The organism is Candidatus Zixiibacteriota bacterium (genome assembly GCA_040756055.1).
In the GTDB taxonomy this organism is placed as follows: domain Bacteria; phylum Zixibacteria; class MSB-5A5; order GN15; family FEB-12.
This window is the reverse complement of record JBFLZR010000002.1, coordinates 611865-635904: the sequence shown is the minus strand read 5'-3', so window position 1 is coordinate 635904 and position 24040 is coordinate 611865. Positions and strand designations below refer to the sequence as shown.

The 24040-nt window shown below is 52.2% G+C and carries 20 protein-coding genes; 15 read left to right on the top strand and 5 right to left on the bottom strand.

What is annotated here, in order from left to right:
- Positions 1-71: 71 nt before the first annotated feature.
- Positions 72-2273, top strand: a complete 2202-nt coding sequence (locus AB1483_06020) for a UvrD-helicase domain-containing protein (protein MEW6412017.1) — start codon at positions 72-74, stop codon at positions 2271-2273.
- Between the two features lie 12 nt (positions 2274-2285).
- On the opposite strand, the gene AB1483_06015 is transcribed toward AB1483_06020, so the two are convergent.
- Positions 2286-2702, bottom strand: a complete 417-nt coding sequence (locus AB1483_06015; protein ID MEW6412016.1) for a DUF393 domain-containing protein — start codon at positions 2700-2702, stop codon at positions 2286-2288.
- 322 nt (positions 2703-3024) lie between these two features.
- On the opposite strand from AB1483_06015, the gene AB1483_06010 reads away from it, so the two are divergent.
- Genes AB1483_06010 through AB1483_06000 form a run of 3 tightly spaced genes read left to right on the top strand, consistent with a single transcriptional unit; the run spans position 3025 to position 5523 of the window.
- Positions 3025-3612 (top strand): sigma-70 family RNA polymerase sigma factor, encoded by a 588-nt coding sequence (locus tag AB1483_06010; GenBank protein ID MEW6412015.1) that lies wholly within the window; start codon positions 3025-3027, stop codon positions 3610-3612.
- The gene (locus AB1483_06005; protein ID MEW6412014.1) at positions 3609-4403 is read left to right on the top strand and encodes a zf-HC2 domain-containing protein; all 795 of its coding nucleotides are present in this window, start codon (positions 3609-3611) and stop codon (positions 4401-4403) included. The genes AB1483_06010 and AB1483_06005 overlap by 4 nt, the downstream gene beginning before the upstream one ends.
- Positions 4404-4437: 34 nt before the next feature.
- On the top strand, positions 4438-5523 hold the full coding sequence (locus AB1483_06000; GenBank protein ID MEW6412013.1) for a hypothetical protein: 1086 nt from the start codon (positions 4438-4440) through the stop codon (positions 5521-5523).
- 6 nt (positions 5524-5529) lie between these two features.
- On the opposite strand, the gene AB1483_05995 is transcribed toward AB1483_06000, so the two are convergent.
- Positions 5530-7665: a DUF4388 domain-containing protein gene (locus AB1483_05995; protein ID MEW6412012.1), complete on the bottom strand. Its 2136-nt coding sequence runs from the start codon at positions 7663-7665 to the stop codon at positions 5530-5532.
- 219 nt (positions 7666-7884) lie between these two features.
- Between AB1483_05995 and AB1483_05990 the strand changes: the two genes are divergently transcribed.
- From AB1483_05990 to AB1483_05980, 3 genes are read left to right on the top strand one after another with little or no spacing between them, the layout of a single operon-like run.
- Positions 7885-8340, top strand: coding sequence for a septum formation initiator family protein (locus tag AB1483_05990; protein ID MEW6412011.1), 456 nt, complete (start codon positions 7885-7887; stop codon positions 8338-8340).
- A gap of 6 nt (positions 8341-8346) precedes the next feature.
- Positions 8347-9138: a DNA repair protein RecO gene (gene recO / locus AB1483_05985; GenBank protein ID MEW6412010.1), complete on the top strand. Its 792-nt coding sequence runs from the start codon at positions 8347-8349 to the stop codon at positions 9136-9138.
- 8 nt (positions 9139-9146) lie between these two features.
- Positions 9147-10481, top strand: coding sequence for a glycine--tRNA ligase (locus tag AB1483_05980; GenBank protein ID MEW6412009.1), 1335 nt, complete (start codon positions 9147-9149; stop codon positions 10479-10481).
- Between the two features lie 172 nt (positions 10482-10653).
- On the opposite strand, the gene AB1483_05975 is transcribed toward AB1483_05980, so the two are convergent.
- Positions 10654-10911, bottom strand: a complete 258-nt coding sequence (locus tag AB1483_05975) for a hypothetical protein (GenBank protein MEW6412008.1) — start codon at positions 10909-10911, stop codon at positions 10654-10656.
- Positions 10912-11219: 308 nt separating this feature from the next.
- On the opposite strand from AB1483_05975, the gene AB1483_05970 reads away from it, so the two are divergent.
- Positions 11220-11798, top strand: a complete 579-nt coding sequence (locus AB1483_05970; GenBank protein MEW6412007.1) for a Fe-Mn family superoxide dismutase — start codon at positions 11220-11222, stop codon at positions 11796-11798.
- A gap of 18 nt (positions 11799-11816) precedes the next feature.
- Here the strand turns inward: AB1483_05970 and AB1483_05965 are convergent, their stop codons facing one another.
- Together AB1483_05965 and selD are read right to left on the bottom strand one after the other, a co-directional pair.
- Entirely contained in the window at positions 11817-13913 is a 2097-nt protein-coding gene (locus AB1483_05965; GenBank protein ID MEW6412006.1) for a hypothetical protein, read from the bottom strand.
- 6 nt (positions 13914-13919) lie between these two features.
- The gene (selD, locus tag AB1483_05960; protein ID MEW6412005.1) at positions 13920-14972 is read right to left on the bottom strand and encodes a selenide, water dikinase SelD; all 1053 of its coding nucleotides are present in this window, start codon (positions 14970-14972) and stop codon (positions 13920-13922) included.
- 783 nt (positions 14973-15755) lie between these two features.
- Between selD and AB1483_05955 the strand changes: the two genes are divergently transcribed.
- From AB1483_05955 to AB1483_05925, 7 genes are all read left to right on the top strand, one after another.
- A complete protein-coding gene (locus AB1483_05955; protein MEW6412004.1) occupies positions 15756-16469 on the top strand; it encodes a hypothetical protein in 714 nt (237 codons plus the stop codon).
- 13 nt (positions 16470-16482) lie between these two features.
- The gene (locus AB1483_05950) at positions 16483-16656 is read left to right on the top strand and encodes a hypothetical protein (protein ID MEW6412003.1); all 174 of its coding nucleotides are present in this window, start codon (positions 16483-16485) and stop codon (positions 16654-16656) included.
- Between the two features lie 20 nt (positions 16657-16676).
- Positions 16677-18161, top strand: a complete 1485-nt coding sequence (locus AB1483_05945) for a C45 family peptidase (GenBank protein MEW6412002.1) — start codon at positions 16677-16679, stop codon at positions 18159-18161.
- A 191-nt stretch (positions 18162-18352) separates the two neighbouring features.
- Positions 18353-19675, top strand: coding sequence for a Xaa-Pro peptidase family protein (locus AB1483_05940; GenBank protein ID MEW6412001.1), 1323 nt, complete (start codon positions 18353-18355; stop codon positions 19673-19675).
- A gap of 1032 nt (positions 19676-20707) precedes the next feature.
- The gene (locus AB1483_05935) at positions 20708-21754 is read left to right on the top strand and encodes a hypothetical protein (protein MEW6412000.1); all 1047 of its coding nucleotides are present in this window, start codon (positions 20708-20710) and stop codon (positions 21752-21754) included.
- Between the two features lie 176 nt (positions 21755-21930).
- Positions 21931-23067, top strand: coding sequence for a Fic family protein (locus tag AB1483_05930; GenBank protein ID MEW6411999.1), 1137 nt, complete (start codon positions 21931-21933; stop codon positions 23065-23067).
- A gap of 156 nt (positions 23068-23223) precedes the next feature.
- A complete protein-coding gene (locus tag AB1483_05925; protein ID MEW6411998.1) occupies positions 23224-24039 on the top strand; it encodes a phospholipase A in 816 nt (271 codons plus the stop codon).
- Position 24040: the final 1 nt, after the last annotated feature.

The following is a 24040-nucleotide window of genomic DNA, read 5'->3' as shown; positions in this document are numbered from 1 at the left end:
TTAATCGTGTCTGAAAAAGTCACAAAGCGATTGCACATGTCTTCAACCTTCATATATTCAGACTTATCGCTATGAGCAGACTTTTGAAAGACCTCAATCCCGACCAGTTTGAGGCGGTAACCACGACATCGGGGCCGCTTCTCGTCATCGCCGGAGCCGGCTCGGGCAAGACGCGGGTATTGACCCGCCGTGTCGCCTACATTCTATTCGAGCGGCTGGCCCAGCCGCACCAGGTGCTGGCAGTTACGTTTACCAACAAAGCCGCCGGGGAGATGAAAGAGCGCGTCAACGCGCTTCTGGGAGGCGAGATACCATCGCTCAACGTCTCCACCTTCCACTCCTTCTGCGCCCGGTTTCTCCGGCGTGAGGGAGAGATTCTCGGTTACGATAACAAGTTCACGATTTTCGACGACAGCGACTCGGAGACACTGGTCAAAAACTGTCTCAAAGATCTTGGTCTGACAGGCAGTCAATTTGCGCCGCGGGCGCAGATGCGGAAAATATCCAACGCCAAAAACAAGCTCATCAGCGCCGATACCTTCGCCGAGCGCGCCTCCGGATACTTCGAAACCGGCACGGCCAACATCTATAAACTCTACCAGAGCCGTCTTCGCGAATGCAACGCCATGGATTTCGATGATCTGCTCTTCAACTCCGTCATGCTCCTCAAAAACAGCGAAGAAATCGGCGAGCGATACCGGTCGCGGTATCAATACCTGCTTGTCGATGAGTACCAGGACACCAACCACGTTCAGTACCTGCTTCTTAAGCATCTGCTTGGAGAGCACAACAATATCTGCGTGGTGGGCGATGAAGACCAGTCTATCTACGGCTGGCGCGGAGCGGATATAAGAAACATCCTCGAGTTCGAAAAAGACTACCCGGGCGCTAAAATAATCAAGCTCGAGCAGAATTATCGTTCGACCACAGTAATTCTCGGCGTCGCCTCGAGCGTAATCGCCAACAACCAGGCGCGCAAGGTTAAGAAACTGTGGACCGAGAGACAGGGAGGCGACCGGGTGCAGTTGCTTCTGGTGGATTCGGCGGAAGAAGAAGCGATTGCGGTTGTTGACTTCCTCGGCAGGGAGCGGGCCGAAACGAACCTGAAAGATATGGCGGTGCTCTACCGCACCAACGCGCAGTCAAGAGCTTTCGAGGAACAACTCAGACGAAACAATATCCCATACCAGATAGTCGGCGGCATTTCTTTCTATCAGCGCAAGGAAATCAAGGACCTCATGGCCTATCTCAAGCTGATCGTAAACATCAAGGATGATGTCGCTTTGGAGAGGGTAATAAACTATCCCAAGCGAGGTATCGGCGCCAAAACTTTCTCCGACATCCAAGCTCTGGCACGCGAGCGGGGTGTCTCCGCTTACGAGCTGTTACTTAAACTCGATGAGATACCCGAACTGTCATCTCGCGCGAAACGAATAGCGCCTTTCGTCGAATTGGTCGAGAAGTATCGCCAGAAGCGAGACACCGAGCCGATAGATCTGCTCGCGCAAGACCTGGTGGAAGATCTCAGGTTTCTCGAGGAGCTTCGTCAGGAGGACGAAATCATCGCCCAGACCAAAATAGAGAACGTGGAAGCTTTCATCGAGGGCATGGCGGAGTACGCGCGGCACAATGGCGAAGCTACGCTTGAGAACTACCTTGCCGATATCTCCCTCTTTTCCGATCTGGATCAGTACTCTGAGGTCGAAGATAAAATCACTCTTATGACCCTGCATTCGGCCAAAGGCCTCGAGTATGAAATTGTGTTTCTGGTGGGTCTTGAGGAAGGTCTCTTTCCGCTGGCACGAGCGGTCGCCGAGCCGATGGAGCTGGAAGAAGAGCGCCGGCTCTTTTATGTCGGCGCCACGAGGGCGAAAAACAAGCTCTATCTGTCCAGCGCCACCATGCGCCACCGGTTCGGTGAAGTGGAGTCTATCCCGTCGCGTTTCATAAAAGAGATCCCCGAGAACCTTTTGGAACGCCACGAAAGACGAACACGTCGGCGTTTCGAATATAGCCAGGACCACGACCGACAGCGTGGATTCTTTTCGACGCGGCAGACGGCGACCCGCGATGAGAATCTCGGCGTCCACTACGATTTCGAGCAGTCGGAGTTAATGCGGGTCGGACGCATTGTCGAGCATCCCACCTTCGGCCGCGGCAAAATCGTCGGAGCCGAGGGATTCGGGGAATCGCTTACCCTGAAAATCATATTCACCGGGGTAGGGATAAAGAAAATCATGGTCCGCTACGCCAAGCTCAAAATAATCGGCTGAGTCTGCCCGCCGTCAGTTCAGAGGCATCAATCGCGAAAGGCGCATTCGGTGGCGGGCAATCAGCCTGTACACCGCGCGCGCCAAAAATCTCACTCCGGGAAGAAGCATGAATTGTCCCAGCAGTCTCGATTGAGGAAAGAGCGTCGCCAGAATACCGACCGCCTCGGCCCCGCGATAAATCTTTCCTTCGGGCGTGACCAGATGAAGTTGCTCGGCCAGTTTATCCTTAACCGGCATATTCGGGTTACGCGCCTTTAGTGCCTGTGACAGCGGCACCCGATTGACAAGCCCCAGTTTGTCCAGCTTAGAGATTTTTCCAACCGAAGACAGACAAACAGGACAATTATCATCGTATATCAAATGATACTGTTTCATGGTGTCTATAACAAGATTCTGTCCGGCAAGTTCTCGCTGGAGGTTATTGGGCATAGTCGCCGCTGACAACTTCCGGATGAGCCAAAGGCATTTCGACAGGGTCAGTAATAGTATGATTCCTATGAACATAGCGACCACTGGCGTCAGCGGGTGCCGAAAAAACCTTGTTAACACGCCCGGCAGCGCTTATTATAATAAGGCCCAACCAAACCCGAGGGAGACCGAGGCGTCCTCTTGAATGTATCGGGGATGTCAAAATTATTTGTGAAAGTCCGGATTTAAAAGGGCAAAGGGAACATCGCAACCGGCGAATATGTTTTAATCTATGAACATAGGTCATTTGCTCCGGTTGCGGCTACAGAAAGTGTGAACAAGAATGGCCGACCGGAAAAAAGAAGAGTTAGCCAAAAGAAAAGCGTTCGAGTCCGAGGCGTTGCCTCACATGGATGCCTTGCTGCGCACGGCTCTTCGTATGACCAGAAATGAAAGTGATGCCGAGGATCTGGTTCAGGAGACGTTTGTAAAGGCATATCGTTTCTGGGACAAGTTCGAACCGGGTTCCAACTGTCGGGCATGGTTGTTCAAGATCATGACCAACATCTTCATTAACGACTATCGATCGAAATCCCGATCGCCGATGGCTGTTAACGTTGACGAGGTCGATGACAACTTCCTTTACGGACAGTTGGCGACTGTCGAGTCGGCTGAAAACCCCGAACGCCACCTCTTCTCAAAGATCTTCGACGATGATGTTAAGAAAGCAATAGAGAATTTGCCCGATGATTTTCGACTGGTGGTGGTGTTGTCTTTCCTGGAGGGGTTCTCATATCAGGAAATCGCCGATATTGCCGATTTACAATTGGGAACGGTAAAGTCGCGGCTTCACCGCGGTCGGAAACTGCTGCAAAAAGAGCTATTCGATTACGCAATCAAGAACGGCTACGTCAAGGATAAAGCAAGATGAACTGTCAGGACGCCCTCGATTTACTGTATGACATAATTGACAGGGAAGCATCTGAGATCGATACTCAAAAGGTGAAGGAACATCTCGAGAATTGCCGGGACTGTTTCGAAGTCTACCGTCTTGAGCAGTCGGTTCAGGAATTCATAAACGAAAAAATCAAGCACGCTGCATCATTGCCCAAAGTCGAGCACCTCAAATCCAAAATACTGGATCGGCTCGATGAAATCGACAAAGAAAGTCCCGGCCGGAGACAACCCCGTTTTTTTAGGTTGACCACCAGGACGTTGGTTGCCGCGGCGTCGCTGGTGATTCTCGTCGGCGCCGGTCTGCTTCTGGCCGCGTTTTACCGTCACAACGGCAGTTACCTCCCGCTGGAACAGGCCCACTGGACAGCTACCGAGAATATGAATGTCTACAGCGATGGTGACGCGACCGCGCAAGTCCTGGCGGCCGTCCAGCGCGAATACGCCTATGACCTCAAACCTCAGGTGTCCGATTTTCAGCTGGTTGGAGGAACCTCCGAGGAAATCATGGGTATTCGAATGGCTCACTTCGTCTACGCCGACGACGACCGGTTGATATCGGTATTCGTGGCGCCGTCCGATGAGTTTGAAATCCCGTCGGACCTGAAGGATTCTCAGGTCGTCAGACACAACATTACTTTCTTCGATCACAATTGCCGGGGCTGTCGTCTGGTTTATCATCAGGTCGGCTCGCTGGTGATTATCACCGCGACTGTCGATCGCGACGTGGAACTTCTCGATTTCCTCCCCGGCGACGCCGTTGTCTGATAGAGCGAAGTTTATTATTGCCCCGCGGCCTCACGTGAATCTTCTTGCACTGATGATGGCCGTTTCCGATTATTCACGACTATTTATCCGCTCCAGAAATTTGTTCTGGCCCGCAGCGGTGCTTGCGATAACCGTTGTCGGCTCGTCGGTACGTGCCGATGACTATATGACCGACGAAAAGCAGCAGTTCCTCATCAGCGCCCAGAGTCATCTTCTTAATGATAGATTCGACAGCGCTCAGAAGACATTGGATTCGCTTGTTGGGATGGATTCAGCCGATCCCATCGGCTATCTGTTCAAAGCGGCTGTCTATCTCGCCCGGATGACCGATGCTGAAGAAGAACTTGACTCAGATGAATTCAGGCGTCTGGCGGACACATCGATATCGTTGGCTGAGATTCGGCTGGTGGATGCGTCGGGAAGACAGGCGGCCTGGATGTATCTTTGGCTGGGTCACGCCAAAGCATATCGTTCCCTGTGGGAGTCCAGATTCGGATCGTTTACGTCGGCACTCAAGTTGGCGCTGAATGCCCGGTCGGACTATGAGAAAGGATTTGAGTCTGACAGTACTCTTTACGATCTGTACGGTGGCCTGGGGATGTATCATTACTGGAAATCCGCCAAGGCCGGCATTCTCAGATGGCTGCAGATATTCAAAAATGACAGGGAAAAGGGAGTAGACGAGCTTTATCTTGCCGTAGACTCGTCAATCATATCGCGACATCCCGCCCGCAACGCGCTGATATGGATCTGGCTCGACATGGACAAATACGACTCCGTGGTAACCATCTGTGAAGAAATGCTCGGGCAGTTCCCCGATGGAAAGCTGTTTCTGTGGCCTCTGGCTGAGGCGCTTTACGAAAAGAAAAATTACGACGGGGCGATCGAAGTATACCTCCGACTAAGGGGGAAATTGGCCGTCTCACCCGGCAATTACTACAACCTGGTAGAGTGTGACTACAATCTCAACCGGTGCTTTGACAGGCTCGACCGGGAAAAAGACGCTATTGAAGCCGCCAGGAGGGTGGAGGATTACTACGATCTGATTCCTGACAAAACGAAGAGACGCCAACGAAGCAAGCTTGATTTTCTACGGCGCTTCGCAAGGCGCGTGCCATAGCCCCGGCTATTCCACCTTTGGGGCTTTCGTGGATTCGCGAAGTATCCTGAACGTGTTCATCTGTATGGTTTCGTCCGACCGCGTAACATTGGGCGAAGGCAGGTCATCCTCTTTGACCGTTTCGACGTTCCATTCCCCATCAACCCAACCGGCCGCGGTGTAGATAGCCTCCTCACCCACAAGTTTGTCGAGGCGGGCGAATACGATGGAACCGTATCCGAAGAAGATCACCAGAGGTTTGTCCGGTGACTGCGTCGGGGTAACCGTCAGCTTGGCCGTACGCTGTCCCCCGGCCAGAATATTAATCAGCTCGGTGAGGCTGCTGTGCGCGAGACTGCCGTTGGCCTTATCCATATCGGCAACTTCATCCTTCTTGGTTTGAAGTCTCTGCGCCAGTCGGTCAATTTTGGCCACCAGCAGCTCGAGATTGCCGTCGGTCGCGATAACATCTTCCACGCCCAGTTCGAACAACGACAGGAGCATGCCCGAAGGTACTCCGCTTTTCATGATGAAGGTAGGCGTCTTGTCAAAAGAGATTTCACGCATCATCAGCTCATCGAGGAAAGTCATCAGGTACGAGGCTTCGTTGTCGGGGGCAAGTATGATGATATCCGGGCGGCTCCTTTCGTACAACTCGCTGAATTTCGCGACACTGTCGGTGCCGATAATGCGATAGCCGGCGTTTTTGAGACGTTCCTCAACGGCCCTGGTAACATCGGGCATCCTCGAAAACAGCATGATCTGCAAAGCGTTCTGCGTGCTGTGGAATTTCAGAATCTCGTCTTTGAGAAGACTAATAAAGGCTTCAACGACCTCGGGTAGAAGTAAACTGCCCGCCTGATCGCGCAGTTTCTTCTGAAGGGTATCCAGACGATCCAGAGACAGACGCTCCGCCCCTTCGAAAGCGCCGGCGAAGATGTTGACGACGGTGAGGATGTTTCCGCCGAGAATTTCCACCGGCAGACGCTTGGTATATTTGCCTTTGAGGTCTTTGTACATGCAACGCAACATGGCTATAACGACCGGGGAATAGCCCAGCGATCTGAGCAGCTTTATCGTCAGCGCGGCAAGCTGATCACGATCCGTCGGTCCGCCGACGTTGTAATAATGACGGGCAACATCGTGAACATATGCCGCGTTCACGATCGCCAGACGGTCCTTGTAGGGTATCTGCATTCTGGCGCACAGTTTGTCGGCAAAGCTGCCCATCACACAGGTATGGTCAGAAGGAAGCTTGTCGCGGGCATTCAGCAGGTAGGTGTAGAGTTCGAGATTTCTTCTCAGCAGGTTTTCCTCCACCGGATGAACATCATCCTCGAGAAGCAGGGCCGAGGCCGACTCATAATACCGCACCACGGTATCGGGCGATATTTTGCGGAGGCGGTCGATAAGGTCCAGGTAATCGCCGGATACGGTGTCTTTTATGAACACCGAGTGGAACTGATGCATGCCGAGTATGTCTATGGCGTCATCGGCCGAGTCGCAGATCGTGACCTGGTAGTTGCCGCTGTGCAGCAAGGCCTGCAGATGGGGAGCGGTGGATTTGTCATCGGTTACCAGCAGAACATGATCGCCGTTAACCTTCGCGCTGTTCACCGCCGAAGCTGCGGCTTCTTTAGCTATCGGGATTTTCCCGCTGCCCACGCCGCCATTGGGAACCTCGAGCCGGACCGAATCGGCCATCCCGACTTCCTTGCCGAGATAATACTTGGCGATGGCGTTATTAAGGGCGATTTCCGCCGCGATATAAAGCTTTATCTTCTTGCCGCGAGTCACAAAACAAATCTCGTTGACGAGCGAATCATCGTTGGGATCCTCGCAGGCAATTTTCAGAAGATTGTTTTCGATATCATAATCGAACGGGACCACTTTGCGGGCGACCGCCAGTCTTCGTGGAATGAACTTGAGAATGATATCCGGAATCTCCAGTCTCGATAGCACCACACCGTCACACGCGAATTGAATCGCCAGGGCTTTCACCAGCCCGGCTTCGTCTATATCACCGTGATGCAGCAGTTGCGAGCCGAATTTTCCACCGCAGGACTTTTGTCGCTCGAGAGCGTGCTTGATCTGCTTTTCCGATATGAGACCTTCACTCAGAAGTATTTCGTCTAATCTGGGCTTGGATTTTTCTTTAACCATTACTTGCGCATTCCTCAGATGTTTGTTGTCCCGTTTTGTCGTGTATTGCCCGCGCCGGGGCACCCCGCTTCAAGAGGGGCATTCAGATCCATTGTCGCCACAGTGAAAACAAACCGCTCCGCGTCTGTCATAGCCGTACGAGGTTCCGAAAGAATAGGAATATACCGCTTTACATATTATCGGACAAATCCGCCAAAGTTTTAAAGCCGGCAGGGGTTTATGGACGACTGTTCATATTCTGAACAGGTCCGAAAACCCATCGGCCAGTTTTATATTGCGCCGGAAATCCGGCCGTCGTTAATTAGCCACGTGCCAAGAAGAGTAAAGAAATCTCCATCGATCTTCACCCCTCTGACGGATAACCTGATTTCAAGGCTGTCCAACACCAATCAGAGAGTGAGACGTAAAGTCGTTAAATACGGCTTCTGGTTTATCGGGATCGTTTTTGTCTATTCCCTTATGAGCGGGACATACGGGATACCGAGAATAATCCGGCTGGAGCTTGAGAAAAAACACCTGCTCGAGGCAAATCATCGCAACTTGGTTGACCTCGTTGATGCTTCTCGCGTCAAAAAGATGCTTGAGAGCGACGAGAGCTATATCGAAACTGTCGCGCGCACCCGCTACCGCATGGCCTATCCCGACGAGATTATCTACCGTTACCGGGGCCAGTAGAACGAAATGTCGCTCGAAAAATCCGAAGCCATTCTGCTCAAAGCCTTCAACTGGTCAGAATCATCAAGAACCGTCGTCTTCTTCTCTCAGGATTTCGGCAGAATCGCCCTGATTGATAAAGGTGGCAGGAGCTTCAAGTCAAAACGCGGCCGCCTTCTGCCGTTCGCCCGGATGGAAATCACTTTCTACCACTCGGAAAAAGAGACGAGAGGGTATATTCGCGAAGTTGAGCTTGTGCAGGCCTGCTCTTTGGAGGGGGAGGGCAGCCTGGGGCGTCTCGCCTATGCCTCCGCGGCCTCGGAACTTCTGAACCTGATTCTTCCCGAGGATGAACCCCAGAGAAGTCTCTACGGCTATTTTGCCTCGTATCTGGCTCAGGTCGAACGTGTCAGAAAAACCGCGCTGCCGGGCCTTTTTACGGCTTTTTACCTGCGAGCGCTCTCCCAGCTCGGTTATCACCCTTCGCTGGCCTACTGTGTGGGCTGCGGCAAGGAGTTGGGCAGGTTTTCCGAAGGGGGAGAATTGAAGTTCGCGGTAGAGCGGGGCGGCCTTGTTTGCGAGGCTTGCCAAAAGCCGGGAGAGTATTATATTGGCTTTTCGTACGATAGCTACCAGCGGCTGTTGGCCCTGCAAACCTCGTCACTGGCTGAAGCTGCCGAAATTGAGGTTGGGTTCGCCGAAGCCTCACGGTTTCTCGATACCCTGACCAAATTCCTGGCCAGTCAGACCGGGTTTAAGTCGGACCTTAAATCACTGGGATTTATCGAAAAGCTCAAAAACAGTCAACTGATAGGATAAACTACCAAATGGGCACGAATAACAACGACCTGATGGATAAAATAGTATCCCTGTGCAAAAGACGCGGTTTTGTCTTTCCCTCTTCGGAAATTTACGGCGGCCTCGGCTCGACCTGGGACTACGGCCCGTTGGGCGCCGAACTAAAACGAAATCTGAAAAACTACTGGTGGGACGCCATGACCAACCGGCGCGATGATATCGAGGGCCTCGACGCGGCCATCCTGATGCATCCTCAGGTCTGGCACACCTCCGGACACGTTTCGGAGTTCACCGATCCGCTGGTGGACTGCAAGAAGTGTAAGGCGCGCTTTCGCGCCGACCAACTGGAGCAGGCCCGCTGCCCCCTGAAACCATCGAAATCGCCCCTTGAATGCGGCGGCGAGCTTACCGAAGCCCGACAATTCAACCTCATGTTTAAGACTTTTATGGGGCCGCTCGAGGATGAGGCCAACATTGTTTATATACGGCCGGAAACGGCCCAGGGTATCTATGTCAACTTCCTCAACGTGAAAAACTCATCCCGTCAGAAAATCCCCTTTGGTATCGCGCAGATTGGCAAGGCCTTCCGCAACGAGATCACCCCCGGCAATTTCATTTTCCGGACCCGCGAGTTCGAACAGATGGAAATGCAGTTCTTCGTACACCCTTCCGAGGACAACCAGTGGTTCGAATACTGGCGGCAGCAGCGCTGGGAGTGGTACCAGTCGCTGGGAATCAAGATGGAGAAAATGCGGTGGCATCAGCACAGCGAAGACGAACTGGCCCACTACGCCAAGGCCGCCTATGATATCGAATACGAATATCCGTTCGGATGGCAGGAACTCGAAGGTATTCACAACCGGACCGATTTCGACCTGGGTCGCCACATGGAAGCTACCAAAAAGGATCTCCGCTACAACGATGATCGCTATACGGAAAAGTTTATCCCATATATCATAGAGACTTCCGCCGGCTGTGACCGCACCCTGCTGACTCTTCTGGTCGACGGTTACGATGAAGTCGAGATAAAAGGCGAGACGCGGGTCTTCATGCGGCTGTCGCCAAAAATAGCCCCCATACAGGCGGCGGTATTTCCACTGGTGAAAAAAGACGGTATGCCGGAATTCGCCGAAAACATCTACAACGAACTGAAAAAGCGCTTCAAAGTGTTCTATGATGTTTCCGGCGCTATTGGTCGAAGATACGCCCGCATGGACGAAGCCGGCTGCCCGTTTGGCATTACCGTTGACGGACAGACGCTTGAGGATGAAACAATGACGCTGCGCGACCGCGACAGTATGGAACAAAAGCGGATGAAAGTCGCCGAACTCATTGATTTTCTCGATGAAAAGATAAACGGGTAATCTATTATCCGGACACTGGCGAAAAAAGCGGCCCCTCGGCCGCTTTTTTCTTGGAATGAAAACATTGCCTTGTCCTCACAACGGCCGCGCCGGACACACCTCACCCCGGCGATTGGATACAGTCGTGCGAGGAGTCTTCTCTTTGTTAGCGACTAATCACGGCGCAAGATCGCTACAGGCACCAGGCGTGTTTTTCAAGAATCTTTGCGATGGAGTCGAGGTCGGGAAACATGGCCGCGCCCTTGCGACGTGGCTTATCCCTTAGATCGGTCAGGCTCTGTCCGTTAACGATTACGGTGGGCGAATCAACTGGCTCGTCGGATTCGATTATCTTGGCTAAAATTCCTCGCTCCCTGATAAAATTGATGACGAAATCCCGCGCCTTCAACTGGCGGGGATCCCTGCTGGAGTAAACTAAGCCAACTTCCATTTTGGTTTACCTTTGCCTCAATCTAACGGAGCTTTCTAAATTGTTAACAATGTCAGGTTGTTAAGTCAACAAAAACCACGGCGTTCTGCAGTTTATACGAACCCTCTTTGGGTTCGTTGCAGCAAAAGCGGCGGGGGACACTGATTAATTTCTATAATATGGTTAAGAGCGGTCGATGTCAACAACGACGGCGATTAATTTCATGTTTTTTACGTATATATGCCTTCGACACCCACAGGAAAATAATTGACAAGCCTCTGCCGTTCAGATATGGTTAGATAGCCAATACCTTTACAACGGGAGGTTTCATGGAACACAAGCTGCCCCAACTGCCTTATCCGAATGACGCCCTCGCGCCACACATCTCGGCACAAACGATTGAATATCATTACGGCAAGCACCATCAGGCGTATGTCAACAACCTCAACAAACTCATTGCCGACACGGAATTCGAAGAGCTTTCTCTTGAGGACATTATCCGCAAAAGTTCCGGCGGGATTTTCAACAACGCCGCTCAGGTTTTCAATCACACGTTTTACTGGAATTGCCTCAAGCCGGGCGGCATGACCGGCATCCCGGAAAAAGTGTCCGCAATCTTAAGCGACAGCTTCGGTTGCATCGACACCTTTCAGAAAGTGTTTACCCAGAGCGCGGTTACGCTGTTTGGCTCCGGTTGGGTATGGATGATCAAAAAGGATGACGGCTCGCTGGATATACTGGCTGGGCCCAACGCCTGCTGCCCGATCGCCGAAGGATTCAAGCCGGTACTGACCTGCGATGTCTGGGAGCACGCCTATTATATCGACTATCGCAACAACCGGGCCGGGTATGTCGATACTTTCTGGAAACTGGTTAACTGGGATTTTGTCCTGAAGAACCTGGCTTGAAGCTCGACTTGAGAGCGTTTAGCCGCCCGATGGGCCGAAATTTCGCATCGTTTCATCAAAAAGCTGTCGGGCATAAGTGGCTTTGTACGGGTTGTTTTCGACCGCCTTTTGATAATGCGTCTGCGCTATATCCACAAGACGTCGATCTCGCGTGACCAACCCCAAAATCTGGTATGATCGCCCGCAGACAAGATTCGTGTAGTAATCGTGGGGATACCGGGTGGTCACATAGTTCAGCATTCTTTCGGCCGCCCCGAAACGTCCCACCGCTATCAGCAGTTCTATGTAAATAAGATTCGCCGAACGGCAGTTAGGGCTGGTGGCCAGAAAACGCTCCATTGTTACCAGCGCGCTGTCTAGCTCTCTGAGATTATAAAGGTCAGCCGCCTTTTCGTACTCGGTCTTCTCGTACGCCATCGCCCGCTCGTTGCCGTAAGTCCCGCTTATGTTGTAAATCCTGACCGCATAGTCGCGTATCCAGTACATCGTTATCGGAAGCAGCCCCTCGAGTTTCGGGTACTGCGCCACCGCCTCTGTCCAGTTGGATTCATCGATAGCCAGATGAGTGATAGGCTCACGCTCCAACAGCGTGGAGTCCACCTCGGCTACTCCGAAAAGATGGATGAACGACTTGAGCTTGTTATCGATTGTCAGCGCCGGCGCATAAGGAGCGGAGACCACCGCACCCTCGCCGAGTATCTGACCGAGGTCCTCGTTGGCTCCGGCTATATCGTAGTTCTTTCTCGCGAGATGCTCGTCTATCCGGTACAAACCGAACCCGGTCGTGAACAGCACCAGCAGCAACCCGGCGATTGTCAGGTATCCAGCTCGGACAGTGACTGACTTTTTCAGCACCAGCATCCGCAGCGCCAGGACTATCGCCAGCGCGACCGGAAGGGTTGACCATGTTATTGCGCGCACCGGCGGGTTGTTGAGATAAGATGACACACTGACCACCTGATACAGCCCGTGCCAGCAGACAAAAAATAAAATCGCCCACACACCCCAGCCTTTGTTCTTCAATGCAATTGGTTTCGATTGATACAGTTGGTCCACCGCCGTGAAGCAAAAGAGAAAAATCACCGGCACCAAAAACAGGGCATACCGCATTGGGGAGTAGTTGAGCGGCATTATTCCCAGGATGATACATCCACAGGCGAACATCGCCAATCTCGACGCTCTCGAAAGACTCGCCAGAGTTTGTCCCGACAATAGATACATCGTCATCACCGCGCCGCCGGAGAACAGAAGAAGCACCAGGCTAAGGTCGCGATAGAACAGGCGATTCTCATACCCGAATGAAATCAGATGCTCAAAAAACGCCCACGGGCTGGTGAGCCCCGCCGGAAAGCCTCGCAGTCCGTAAGACTGCTCGCCGAAATACCCCATCACCGCGCTCAAATCCGAACCGTAGAGAATGAAAATCAAAACCACGATCGATACCGCGTAAGCGCCGATTGCCTGGAACACCCGTCTCCACCGATTCTCTATACCCGAAAAAAGAATCGCCAGAAGCAGCGCCGGAAGAAGCAGCGCGCCGAATAGCTTGCCCATGAGAGTCGCCACTGCGACCACCACCACCGATAACATCATACCCCACGCTCGCGCTCCCCATCGCGAGTAAACCAGAAACAGCAGCGCCATCAGAAGAATCAATCCGTTCTCCAGATACGACAGCCGTCCATAAACAATCAGAGTGATATTGATCACCCAGCACAGCGCCACCGCCAGCGATACCCACGGGCGATGTTCTTTCGCGACCGCCAGCAAAAACAAAAGCAGCCCCCCCAAGGACAACAGCACTCCCACCATATTGGCTTGCCTTTGCGAGACTCCGGCGACACTGAACCAGAGATAAGCAACCATCGATGTCAACGAGCGCTCATAGACTTTCCACCTCGGGTAATCGAACGGATCCCAGTCACCGAAAAGAACTTTGTTGCGGGCGTGATAAACATACTGGGCCGGATCGGTGGAAAGCGACTGTCCCATACCGGCGTAGTAGATGGGGGGATCGGATGTTAAATCCGAGGTCCAGAAGAGAAATCCACCGACAAGTACAATCGCGGCCAAGAGATACAGCAAACGGCTGTCGGTGAAAATACGCTTGAGCATGTGAAATTACTCTATTATCAGCGGATATTGCCCCGCGGCCTCGACCTGTCCGATAAGCATCGCGAAGACTCTTTCGGTTTCGAGGTCTTTTTCGAAATTCGCGGCGTTGGCTTCATCGATGGCTATAAACAGGCCGCCCGATGTTTGCGGGTCGAAAAGGACATGTTCGAGATTCTTGTCTATGGCGTTAACCAGTGTGTATTTACCGTCGAGAAAATCCCGGTTGGCGTTGGCGCCGCCGGGTATCATCCCGGCCCCCGCAAGTTCGAGCGCCTCTGGCAAAAGCGGAAGGAGCTCGGAATAGATTCGGATTGTGACTTCCGATGCCGATGCCATCTCGTACGCGTGGCCGAGAAGACCGTAGCCCGTTATATCCGTCGCCGAGTGCGCGTGGTGCTTTACCATAAGTTCGGCGGGTTTTCTGTTAAGCTGCGACATCTGGCGGATTACGATAGTTGTCAGTTCGGGCGAGACCCGGCTTTGTTTGATACCGGTGGTGATAAGGCCGGTCCCCAGCGGCTTGGTCAGGTAGATTTTGTCGCCGGGCCTGGCGGTGGCGTTGGTCAGGACTTTTTGCGGATCAACCAATCCCGTGACGGCCAGACCGTATTTAAGCTCTTTGTCTTTGATCGAGTGGCCGCCCACTATCACCGCGCCGGCTTCTTCGATTTTTTCCGACCCGCCCTTGAGAATATCGGTCAGGACACTGGCGGGCATACCACTGGGAAACCCGACTATGTTCAAGGCGGTAATCGGCGTGCCACCCATCGCGTAAACATCGGAAAGCGCGTTTGCCGCCGCTATCCGCCCGAAATTCAGCGGGTCGTCAACTATGGGCGGGAAGAAATCGACAGTCTGCACCAGCGCCTGTGAGTCGTTTATTTTGTACACCCCGGCGTCATCGGCTTTATTGAAGCCGACCAGAAGGTTCGGGTGGTTCGACTGCGGGATGTTTTTCAATGCTTCCGCCAAAAACTTTGGCGCCAGTTTGGAAGCTCAACCCGCGCAGCTGACTTCGGCCGTCAATTTAATGCTTATTTCCTGACGTTTGTCGTCCATAGGTTGATAAGGTAATAAATTGAAATGTTATACGCAAGCCCGGTCAGGTGCTGCCGGGTGGCAGGGTCAAACTTGCTTTGGCCCCGACATAGTCTTCGTTGTGCCCGGTGAATCTTCAGATGTCTTTGTGCCCGGTGAATCTTCAGACTCACCGGGTACCGGTTAGCCTCAAATTGGCTTTGTTTCGTCATTTTTCAGGGATCCCGAAATCATGCTACATCTCACTAACTGCATTCTCCATCGATAGTTATCGCCATTCCGCAAAGCCATTTCGGTGCATCAATTTTCGTGCTGTCCCGCCGGTGGCGGATCCCCACGTGACAGCTACGACCGTGTTCTTTTGTCGTGAAATGTTCAACCTCATATACGACCACCTCGCCTGCGATTTTACCCTGATGTTGTAGTGAAAATGCGGGGGCCGGGGAAGACAGCCTCGCCCCGAGTGCCTCATCCGCCCTCGACCGACGGGTTACCCGGATTTGTGGCTCTTTTTATGTCTTTTCCGTAAAGCTACATCGAAAAAAATGTTGCCTAAAAATTTAAAACCGCTATTCTGATTCTGAACTCAAGGGGCACCAACCTGCACATCAAGCTTTTGACTCAATCTGGCTAATATGGTTGGGGGATGGCGTTATCGTTTGTATGAAGCAGCACCCTAATATAGGAGAGTTGCATCATCGTTTTTCGATGTCCGTTCCTTCTTCCGAACGAATGAGAATCTATACCACCCGTTTGTTGGCAAATCCTGTAACCACATATGTCTTCCTAAGGAGGTGAAGTCGAATGAAGAAAATAATGGCCATCGTATCGATTGCTGTTTTTGCGATGTCAGCAAACGGTACGGTCTTTGCCACGAGGCCATTCGTTGCGGATTATGACTCACCATTGTCCTTTCATTCACTCCTGATGGGGGGCTCAGCCAAGCCACCTGATGACGCAGGTCATTTTTCGTACGCCATATCGGGTCTTTTTACAACTAAGTCTGACGGGATCGGCAACGGTTTTGGAATCGGCTTTACTGGCTTCTTTGATAATCTCCGGCCACTCGTTGCGAGAGCTGGCATAGATATAGTTATTTCATCTCTGGATATTGAAAATCTGCCGGAAGCCGATTTTGTTGTCCTTTCACCCACCCTGGATCTTACGCTGCGCAGGCCGGCCGGCCGATTACGGCCCTATGCTGGTGTTGGTATCAGTTTGTATTTCAATCACCTGTATCTCGATGAACCGGCCGATATCAGTATATCGGGGTACGACTCCACAACGCAGGCGCAGCAGATCGATATGGGATGGGGGATCACCCCGCATTTGCGCTTGGGACTCGTTATCCCTGTCGGGAAGAAACAGCATCTTGTGGTGGATTTTAGACTTATGTCTGCCTCTCACGACGCCGACATCAGCTACCGCGACCGTTACACGGGAGATGAGTGGGAAGGCACCGTAAACTATCGTGTGCCGTCAGTCTGGATTTCTGTAGGAATCATCAGTTCCCGTTGACTTGAAGAGAAACATGCGACCTGTAGAAGATAAGACGAAAACCCACGTGCTACTAACCGGCGGCGTGGTGATGTCGCATTACCGGGTTATCGAGAAAATCGGTGCCGGTGCCTACGACAGAGGGCATCTGTTGCTGGTGTCAATCGGAATAATCAGAAATATCGAAGCTTGCATCCACCCGATGTAGGCTTGAGAAGGGAGAAAAGGATGAAGACGTGGACTATTGTGAGCCTGGCCAGTACGAACGGATGGCGAAGCGCAATACGTAGAACCACCCTTCTGGCCCTTGTTATGGCCGCGTTCACTCCTGTCTGGGCGACGTCCATCACTGCTGCTGAAATCGAGTCCAAGGCCGACTTTCAACAGACCGTACTGGATAAAGCCTACCGTCATGAAAAAGCTGGCTGGGTTTATCTGCATATCGAAGGATCGGCGCGCGAGCGAGGGTATCAACATGGCTTTCTCTTGGCCAGGGAGATTTCAACGGGAATTGAGGCCATGCGTGGAGACTGGGAGTTCCGGAGTGCAACCGAGTGGGATTGGCTTGCGGAAAAGGCATCAGCGATGTTTGAGGGAAAGGTCGACCTGGAAAACCTTGCCGAACTGGACGGGATAGTGGAGGGTCTCCTGGCTGCGGGCGTCCAATACTCTCGAGCCGATATCATCGCCTACAATGCCTACCTGGAACTGATCTGGTACTGGTGGCCCAAAGAATTGAAAAATATTAAAGATGGGAAAGAGAGTCCCGGCAAACAGTCTTGCAGTGCCTTTATTGCCACCGGGAGTATGACAGTTGATGGCGGCGTAGTCCTTGGACATAACACAATGCTGGGTTACTGGATGGCGTTACCCAATGTTATCATAGATATCGCCCCGGAAAAAGGACACAGGATTCTGATGCAAACGTTTCCGGGTTGGATCCACAGCGGTACGGATTTCTTCATCACTGATGCCGGCCTGGTGGGAGCAGAAACCACGATCGGGGCCTTTGAGGGTTTTGACCCGGAGGGCATCCCCGAGTTTTCCAGGGTACGTCGCGCTACCCAGGATGCTGACTCGATTGGCCAGTGGTGCGCTATCATGAAGCAGGGTAACAACGGGGGATATGCTAATGCCTGGCTTCTGGGTGACGTGAACACAGGTGAAATTGCACGGCTCGAACTTGGCCTAAAACATGTCGGATTCGAAAGTAAGCGAGACGGATACTTCGTTGGGTCTAACATCGCAGAAGACCTGAAGATTCTTAGATTCGAAACTAACACTCAGGATACCGATATCCGCGGGACTGTTGTGGCGCGCCGCGTTCGCTGGAAACAACTCATGGCCCAATACGCCGGGAAGATCGACGTGGCATTGGGCAAACAGTTTGAAGCCGACCATTATGACGTCTACCGCCGAGAGGATCACCCTGGTGAGCGCACCTTGTGTGGTCATTGGGAACTTGAAGACAGACCCTTTCAGCAATGGCCGACGGTCCCCAACGATCCGTGGGGGACTTTGGACGCCAAGGTGGTAGATACAAAGATGGCCAAACAGATGAGCTTTGTGGCGCGATGGGGATCGGCGTGTGGAATTCCATTCGATGCTGGGGCGTTTCTGGCCGACCACCAGCAGTTCGAATGGATGAAGGATATTCTGCAGAGCCGTCCTTCGCAACCGTGGACTGAATTCAAGGCGGGCGAGCGGCAATGACCAGAGTGTCTGGCCTGCAATTGGCAGAAACGCCCCTCATAATATGCCTACGACCGCCAGGAGTGCCGCCGGGTTGGAGAGAGAGTACATCGTAGAAAATTCCCGGCTCAACACTCCGTCGGTGCTGGAAGAAAGTCGGCACAGGATAAAAATCGTTCGCGCAACGGCGAATTATTGTGAAAGGATAAACAATGGTGACAGATGCCGTGTACTATTTCAAAAAGGCTCGATCGCGGGCACTGCTTCTGCTGATTGGTCTCGTCTGCGTTCTTTTGCTGAAAGCTGAAGGCAATGACCGGAATGCCTCGGTGCCAATGACGTTTGGACCGGAGGTTTACACAGAGCGCCGTCTGGCGTTACTCGATTCGCTTGGCGACGGTATGGCCATAATCTATTCCAGAGGAGATTGGGGCGAGATGGGCTATCGCGCCGACGGGGACTTCTGGTATCTGACCGGACTTGATGATCCCGGAGCTATCTTGCTTCTGGCTCCCAGGGAGAAGCACCGTGCCGTGCTGTTCCTGGCCCCAAGAGACCCGGAAGAAGAGCGTTGGCTGGGCGAACGAGCGTCTCTCACTGACTCATTGAAGACGGCTCTGCAGGTAGACGATATCAATCGCACTTCGGAACTTGACTGGTGGCTCACAAGCCGCATCGGGCATTTGCCGGTTCTACACATGATCTCACGACCTGTAGGCCCAGGATCCGAAATCCCGCCAGACATGGCCCTCTACAGCAAGATTTGCGATCGTATACCGGGAGTCACAACGAAGAATTCTTCAAAGTTTCTGGAAGCGATGCGGATGCGAAAGAGTCCATCAGAGATTGCCGCAATAGAGAAGGCGATTGAAGTTACTTATCAGGGATTGATAGAATCACTACCGCTGATTCGCCCGGGTGTCTCCGAATTCCAGCTCGCCGCGAAACTTCAGGAATCGTGCAAACAGCAAGGTGCTCAGTTTGCTTCCTTTGCGCCGATCGTTGGGGCTGGAAGACACTCGACTGTTCTCCACTATGGACGACTTGACAAGGAAATAAAGCCGGGAGAACTCGTTCTGATTGATTTCGGGGCGGAATGGAATCACTATGCTGCTGATATTACGCGAACTTTCCCCGTAGATGGCAAATTCACGGAAGCTCAGGCACAAATCTATGATGTAGTTCTCGAGGCGCAGAAGGCGGCAATTGAAGCAATCAAACCTGGCATCACGCCAGACTCTGTTCATGCTATCGCCAGAGGTGTCATTCAAAGAGCCGGGTATGTCGATGCGTTCATCCATGGCACATCACACTACCTCGGCATAGAGACTCACGATGTTGGGGATTATTGGCAGCCGCTGGAGCCCGGAATGGTAATCACCGTTGAGCCCGGTGTCTATTTGCCGGAATCCGGGATTGGTATCCGGATAGAAGATGATGTCCTTGTTACGGAAAATGGTCACCGGGTCCTTTCAAACCAGATTCCCAAGGAGAGAACCGAAATTGAGCAGTGGATGGCGCTCACCGATCACTGAGTATCGGACCGGCGCTTGCCCCGGGTGGTCGGCCCTTTGGGTAGGTTAACGGAAACCTGACAAAACGTCCTTATTTCTGCTTTTTTGATAGAATGCTTAACGCGGGAGGATGGTTTTTGATGATTTCCGATATGTATCACAATAACGGCCAGAGTAGGGCGGGCCCGTCTTCGAATCCGCCATTGTCAGGCCCAAACAAAGTTTGAGCCTGCCACCCGGACGCGTCATTCCGTCCCCCTTTCTGTCATTCCGTCCCCTTTCTGTCATTCCGTTGAAAAACGGAATCCAGTGAGCAACGTCATTTCGACCAGAGGGAGAAATCTGATCTTCAGGCGATAGGACTTCTCGGAAGCCTCGAAATGTCAGCGCCAGCAAAATTGCCATATGCCCATACCTTTCATTCCATTACCACGATTTGGGTTTGCTTCGTTGTTTTTATGCTTTCGTGTGTCTTGTGCTCTCGCTCATGGTAAGCTCACGCCGCGGCGTGAGCCTACCAACGCGGGATCCGTTTGTACACTGTCGCGTTTGATAAATCAAACGCCTACGGATGCGCTCGAGATGTTTTCTTTTGTCAGGCCCAAACAAAGTTTGAGCCTGCCACCCGTCGAGATGTTTTCTTTTGTCAGGCCCAAACAAGTTTGAGCCTGCCACCCGGACGCGTCATTCCGTCCCCCTTTCTGTCATTCCGTCCCTCTTTCTGTCATTCCGTTGAAAAACGGAATCCAGTGAGAAGATGTCGGGTTACTTGGCGTGTGACCCTCGCGTTGCGAGGACATACCCGTCGGAACGCCGACCTACTGTTAATTTCCAAAGGGGTATATGAACCAATCATTGTCCGGCATATTCTTGACTTTCCCCAAGCGGTTACTTATATAAATCAACACCACCTATAAATGGCAAACAATCTATGTTTATGGCAAAATCGGACTTCGGCGACCGCGAATCCCCCTCCGGCAACTGCCGGTACGCATTCCACACCGAAAATTCGATTGCCTTGCCATTCTCTCACATTTTCAAAGGAGTCTGGAAATGCGCTGTGTCCTTACCCTTTCGCTGGGATTAGTGGCTCTCATATGCGTCACTCTGAGCACTCCCGATAATGCCCACGCCTACACCGGTGACCTTCGAATTCCCCCCGAAGGCGTCACACAGGTGATAACGCTGGTAGATGGTTCATCGCTGATCGGCAAAATAACGGAAATCCGCGCCGAACAGATCAAGTTCCAAACCGAACTCGGGGAAATACCTATCCTGCTGGCCAAGATCGATTCGATAAAAGAAACAGTTCAGGAAAAACCGAAGGTAGAAGAACCTACCACAATAGAAGAGCCCGCGAAAGTCGAGGAAACCCCGGCTGTCGAGGAGACTCCCGCGGCTGAAGAGCCAGTTGAGGTAGAAGAAGCCCCGGCCGTGTCGCCATCGACCGTAGCGACTGTGGATAGAAAAAAAGATTGGTTTCCCAACCCCAATCGCACCCGTCTGTTGATAGGGCCGACCGCGCGGACGTTGAAGGCGCGAGACGGTTACCTTTATGATCTGTGGATCTTCTTCCCGGGTGTGGCGTATGGCATCACCGACAATTTCATGATATCCGGCGGAGTGTCGTTGATACCCGATGCCGATGATCAGATGTTTTATATCATGCCCAAGCTCGGTTTTCCGGCCGCCGAACAACTCGATGTAGCCGCGAGTCTGATGATTTTCCGTCTCTGGGAAGAGACTTTCTATTTCGGTATGGGCAGTATGACCTATGGCACCGATGACCAGAGCATAACGGCCGGTCTCGGGATAGCGTTTAAAGATGATGAGATGGCCGACGCTCCGGCCGCCATGTTCGGCGGTGAATACCGCATCGCCCGTCGTGCTTCGCTGGTCGGCGAAGGCTGGTTTATCCCCGGCGATGATGACGGAATGCTGGGATTCGGCGCTGTGAGGCTGATGGGTGAGCAGATGACAGTGGACCTCGGCTTCGCCCTATCCTATGAGAATCAAAGCGATGAAGTTGACTACTATGGAGATCCGGAGGAAGATGAAGTGGGGTGGCTGCCTTATATCGACTTTGTCTGGAATTTTTGATTAGAGGCTAAAACAGTTGTAGATGGTGGTCTGTATGTATAAGGCTATAATCTATAATGGTTTACAGTCATTTTTGCGGTGGGTGGATGTTCGCGGAAGGTGAAATATAAAAAGCTATATTTTACTTTTTTAGCTTTACGGAAAATAAGAAATTCTATATTTTACTTTCGGTGCTTATGGATATAAGAGATTTCAATTCCGGCAAATGGCTAAAGGGGTACAAATACAAATATTTTCTGCCAAACGAAATAAACCACGATTGGGAAATTTCGGATTCCATACTCCAGCGAAAAATCGAGATCGTCTCTCTACGACTTGGGGAGCTCAACTCGTTCGCAAAATTTGTACCCAATATCGATCTATTCATTCAGTCCTACGTGATGAAGGAGGCGGTTACTTCCAGCCGTATTGAGGGTACCAATACGAATATGGAGCAGGCCTTTTCCGATGAACTCGACGTTAACCCGGAGCACCGCGACGACTGGCAGGAAACGAAAAAATATGTCGAGGCGACAAATGGTGCACTGACAAAGCTAAATAAACTTCCCCTGTCCAACCGGTTGATCAGAGACACTCACGCCACTCTACTCTCGCATGTGCGTGGAAAGAACAAGAGTCCGGGGGAATTCCGCAGAAGTCAGAACTGGATCGGCGGGGCAACCATAGACAACGCCATATTCGTACCGCCGTCCGCCGAACACATTGAAAACCTGATGTCGGACCTCGAAAAATTTCTGCAGAACGAGCACGTCGCCATTCCGCATCTCGTCAAAGTCGCAATCGCTCATTACCAGTTCGAAACCATCCACCCGTTTCTCGACGGCAACGGACGCATTGGACGGCTCTTGATTACGTTGTATCTAGTCAGCGTCGGGATGCTCGACCGCCCGCTCTTATATGCTTCCGACTATTTCGAGAAGAACAAGGGTCTTTATTATGACAAACTCACTCTGGTTCGGGATAAGCACGACCTGCTGGGATGGATACACTTCTTCCTACAGGCAATCGAGGCAACCTCTATCGAAGCCGCTGTTGCCCTGAAGGACATTCTGGCTCTCAAGGAGCAGTTGACATCAGGCAAGGTGCCGACACTCGGCAGGAAGGCAAAAAACGGTCAGCGGTTTCTGGACCTGCTTTTTGTAAGGCCGATGGTTACTGCCGGGCTGGTGAGCAAAGAACTCGAGCTGTCGTCGAAAGCAAGTAATGATCTTCTGCGTGATTTCGTCTCTCTTGGGATTCTCAGGGAGACAACCGGTTATAAGCGTAACCGGTTGTTCGAGTTCACCGACTATCTGGAGATTATGAAGCGGTAGACAATAAACAACCAATGCCAAAGCCGAAAATCAAGAAAGATGTCGAAACCGCGCTCGTCGCCGCCACAGGCGGAAACGATGCTCAGGGGATTTCGACCTACTAAGGTGATGGATGACAACACGGCGCATATCCGTCTTAAGAGAGGTAGATTCGTTATGTCAGCATTCAATCGAATATGTATCCTGTCCCCAGTTGTGTTGGTGATGATTCTGGCCGCGTCGGTATCCGGCGCCGACGAAGTATCACGGGACTTTCAAATGATTCGCACCGGCCCCGGCCTGTCGCTGCACAAGGAAATGTTCATGCTGCCGGTGACCTTCTCCGATGAATACGATGGCGCGCAGACCGAGGCTGTCTTTCAAATTAGCGCCAAACACCGCATCTTCAGTCTGCCGATCTATTTCGCCTACACCCAGATTTCGTTCTGGCAGGCTTATGATCACAACAACTCCGCGCCGTTTCGGGAGACGAATTACAACCCGGAGATGTTCTGGCGGACGGCGCGTTTCGAGCGATGGGGTGGACAGTTCGGCGCCGATGTCGGCTTTGAGCACGAATCCAACGGTCAGAGACCGCCCATCTCACGAAGCTGGAACCTGTTATATTTTTCTCCTTACTATTTCCGCGATAACGTTCTTTTGTATCTCAAACTTCGGTACCGCATCCCGGAAGATGAAAAGGAAGACCCCGAGGATGCGGTGGGTGATGACAACCCCGATATAACTGATTATCTGGGTCACAGCGATATCAACGTGTACTACCGTTTTTATCGCAATCATCTGTTGCATCTGATGGTGCGTGGGAATCTGAACACCGGCAACGGGGGGATGGTGCTGACATATTGTATTCCGATACCCAAAGCGGCCTTGAGTTATTTCATGGTGCGGGTATCACACGGTTATGGCGAGAGCCTCGTGGACTACAAGCAATCCCTCACCCGGGTGGGTATCGGCATATCGTTCTCTCGGTAAC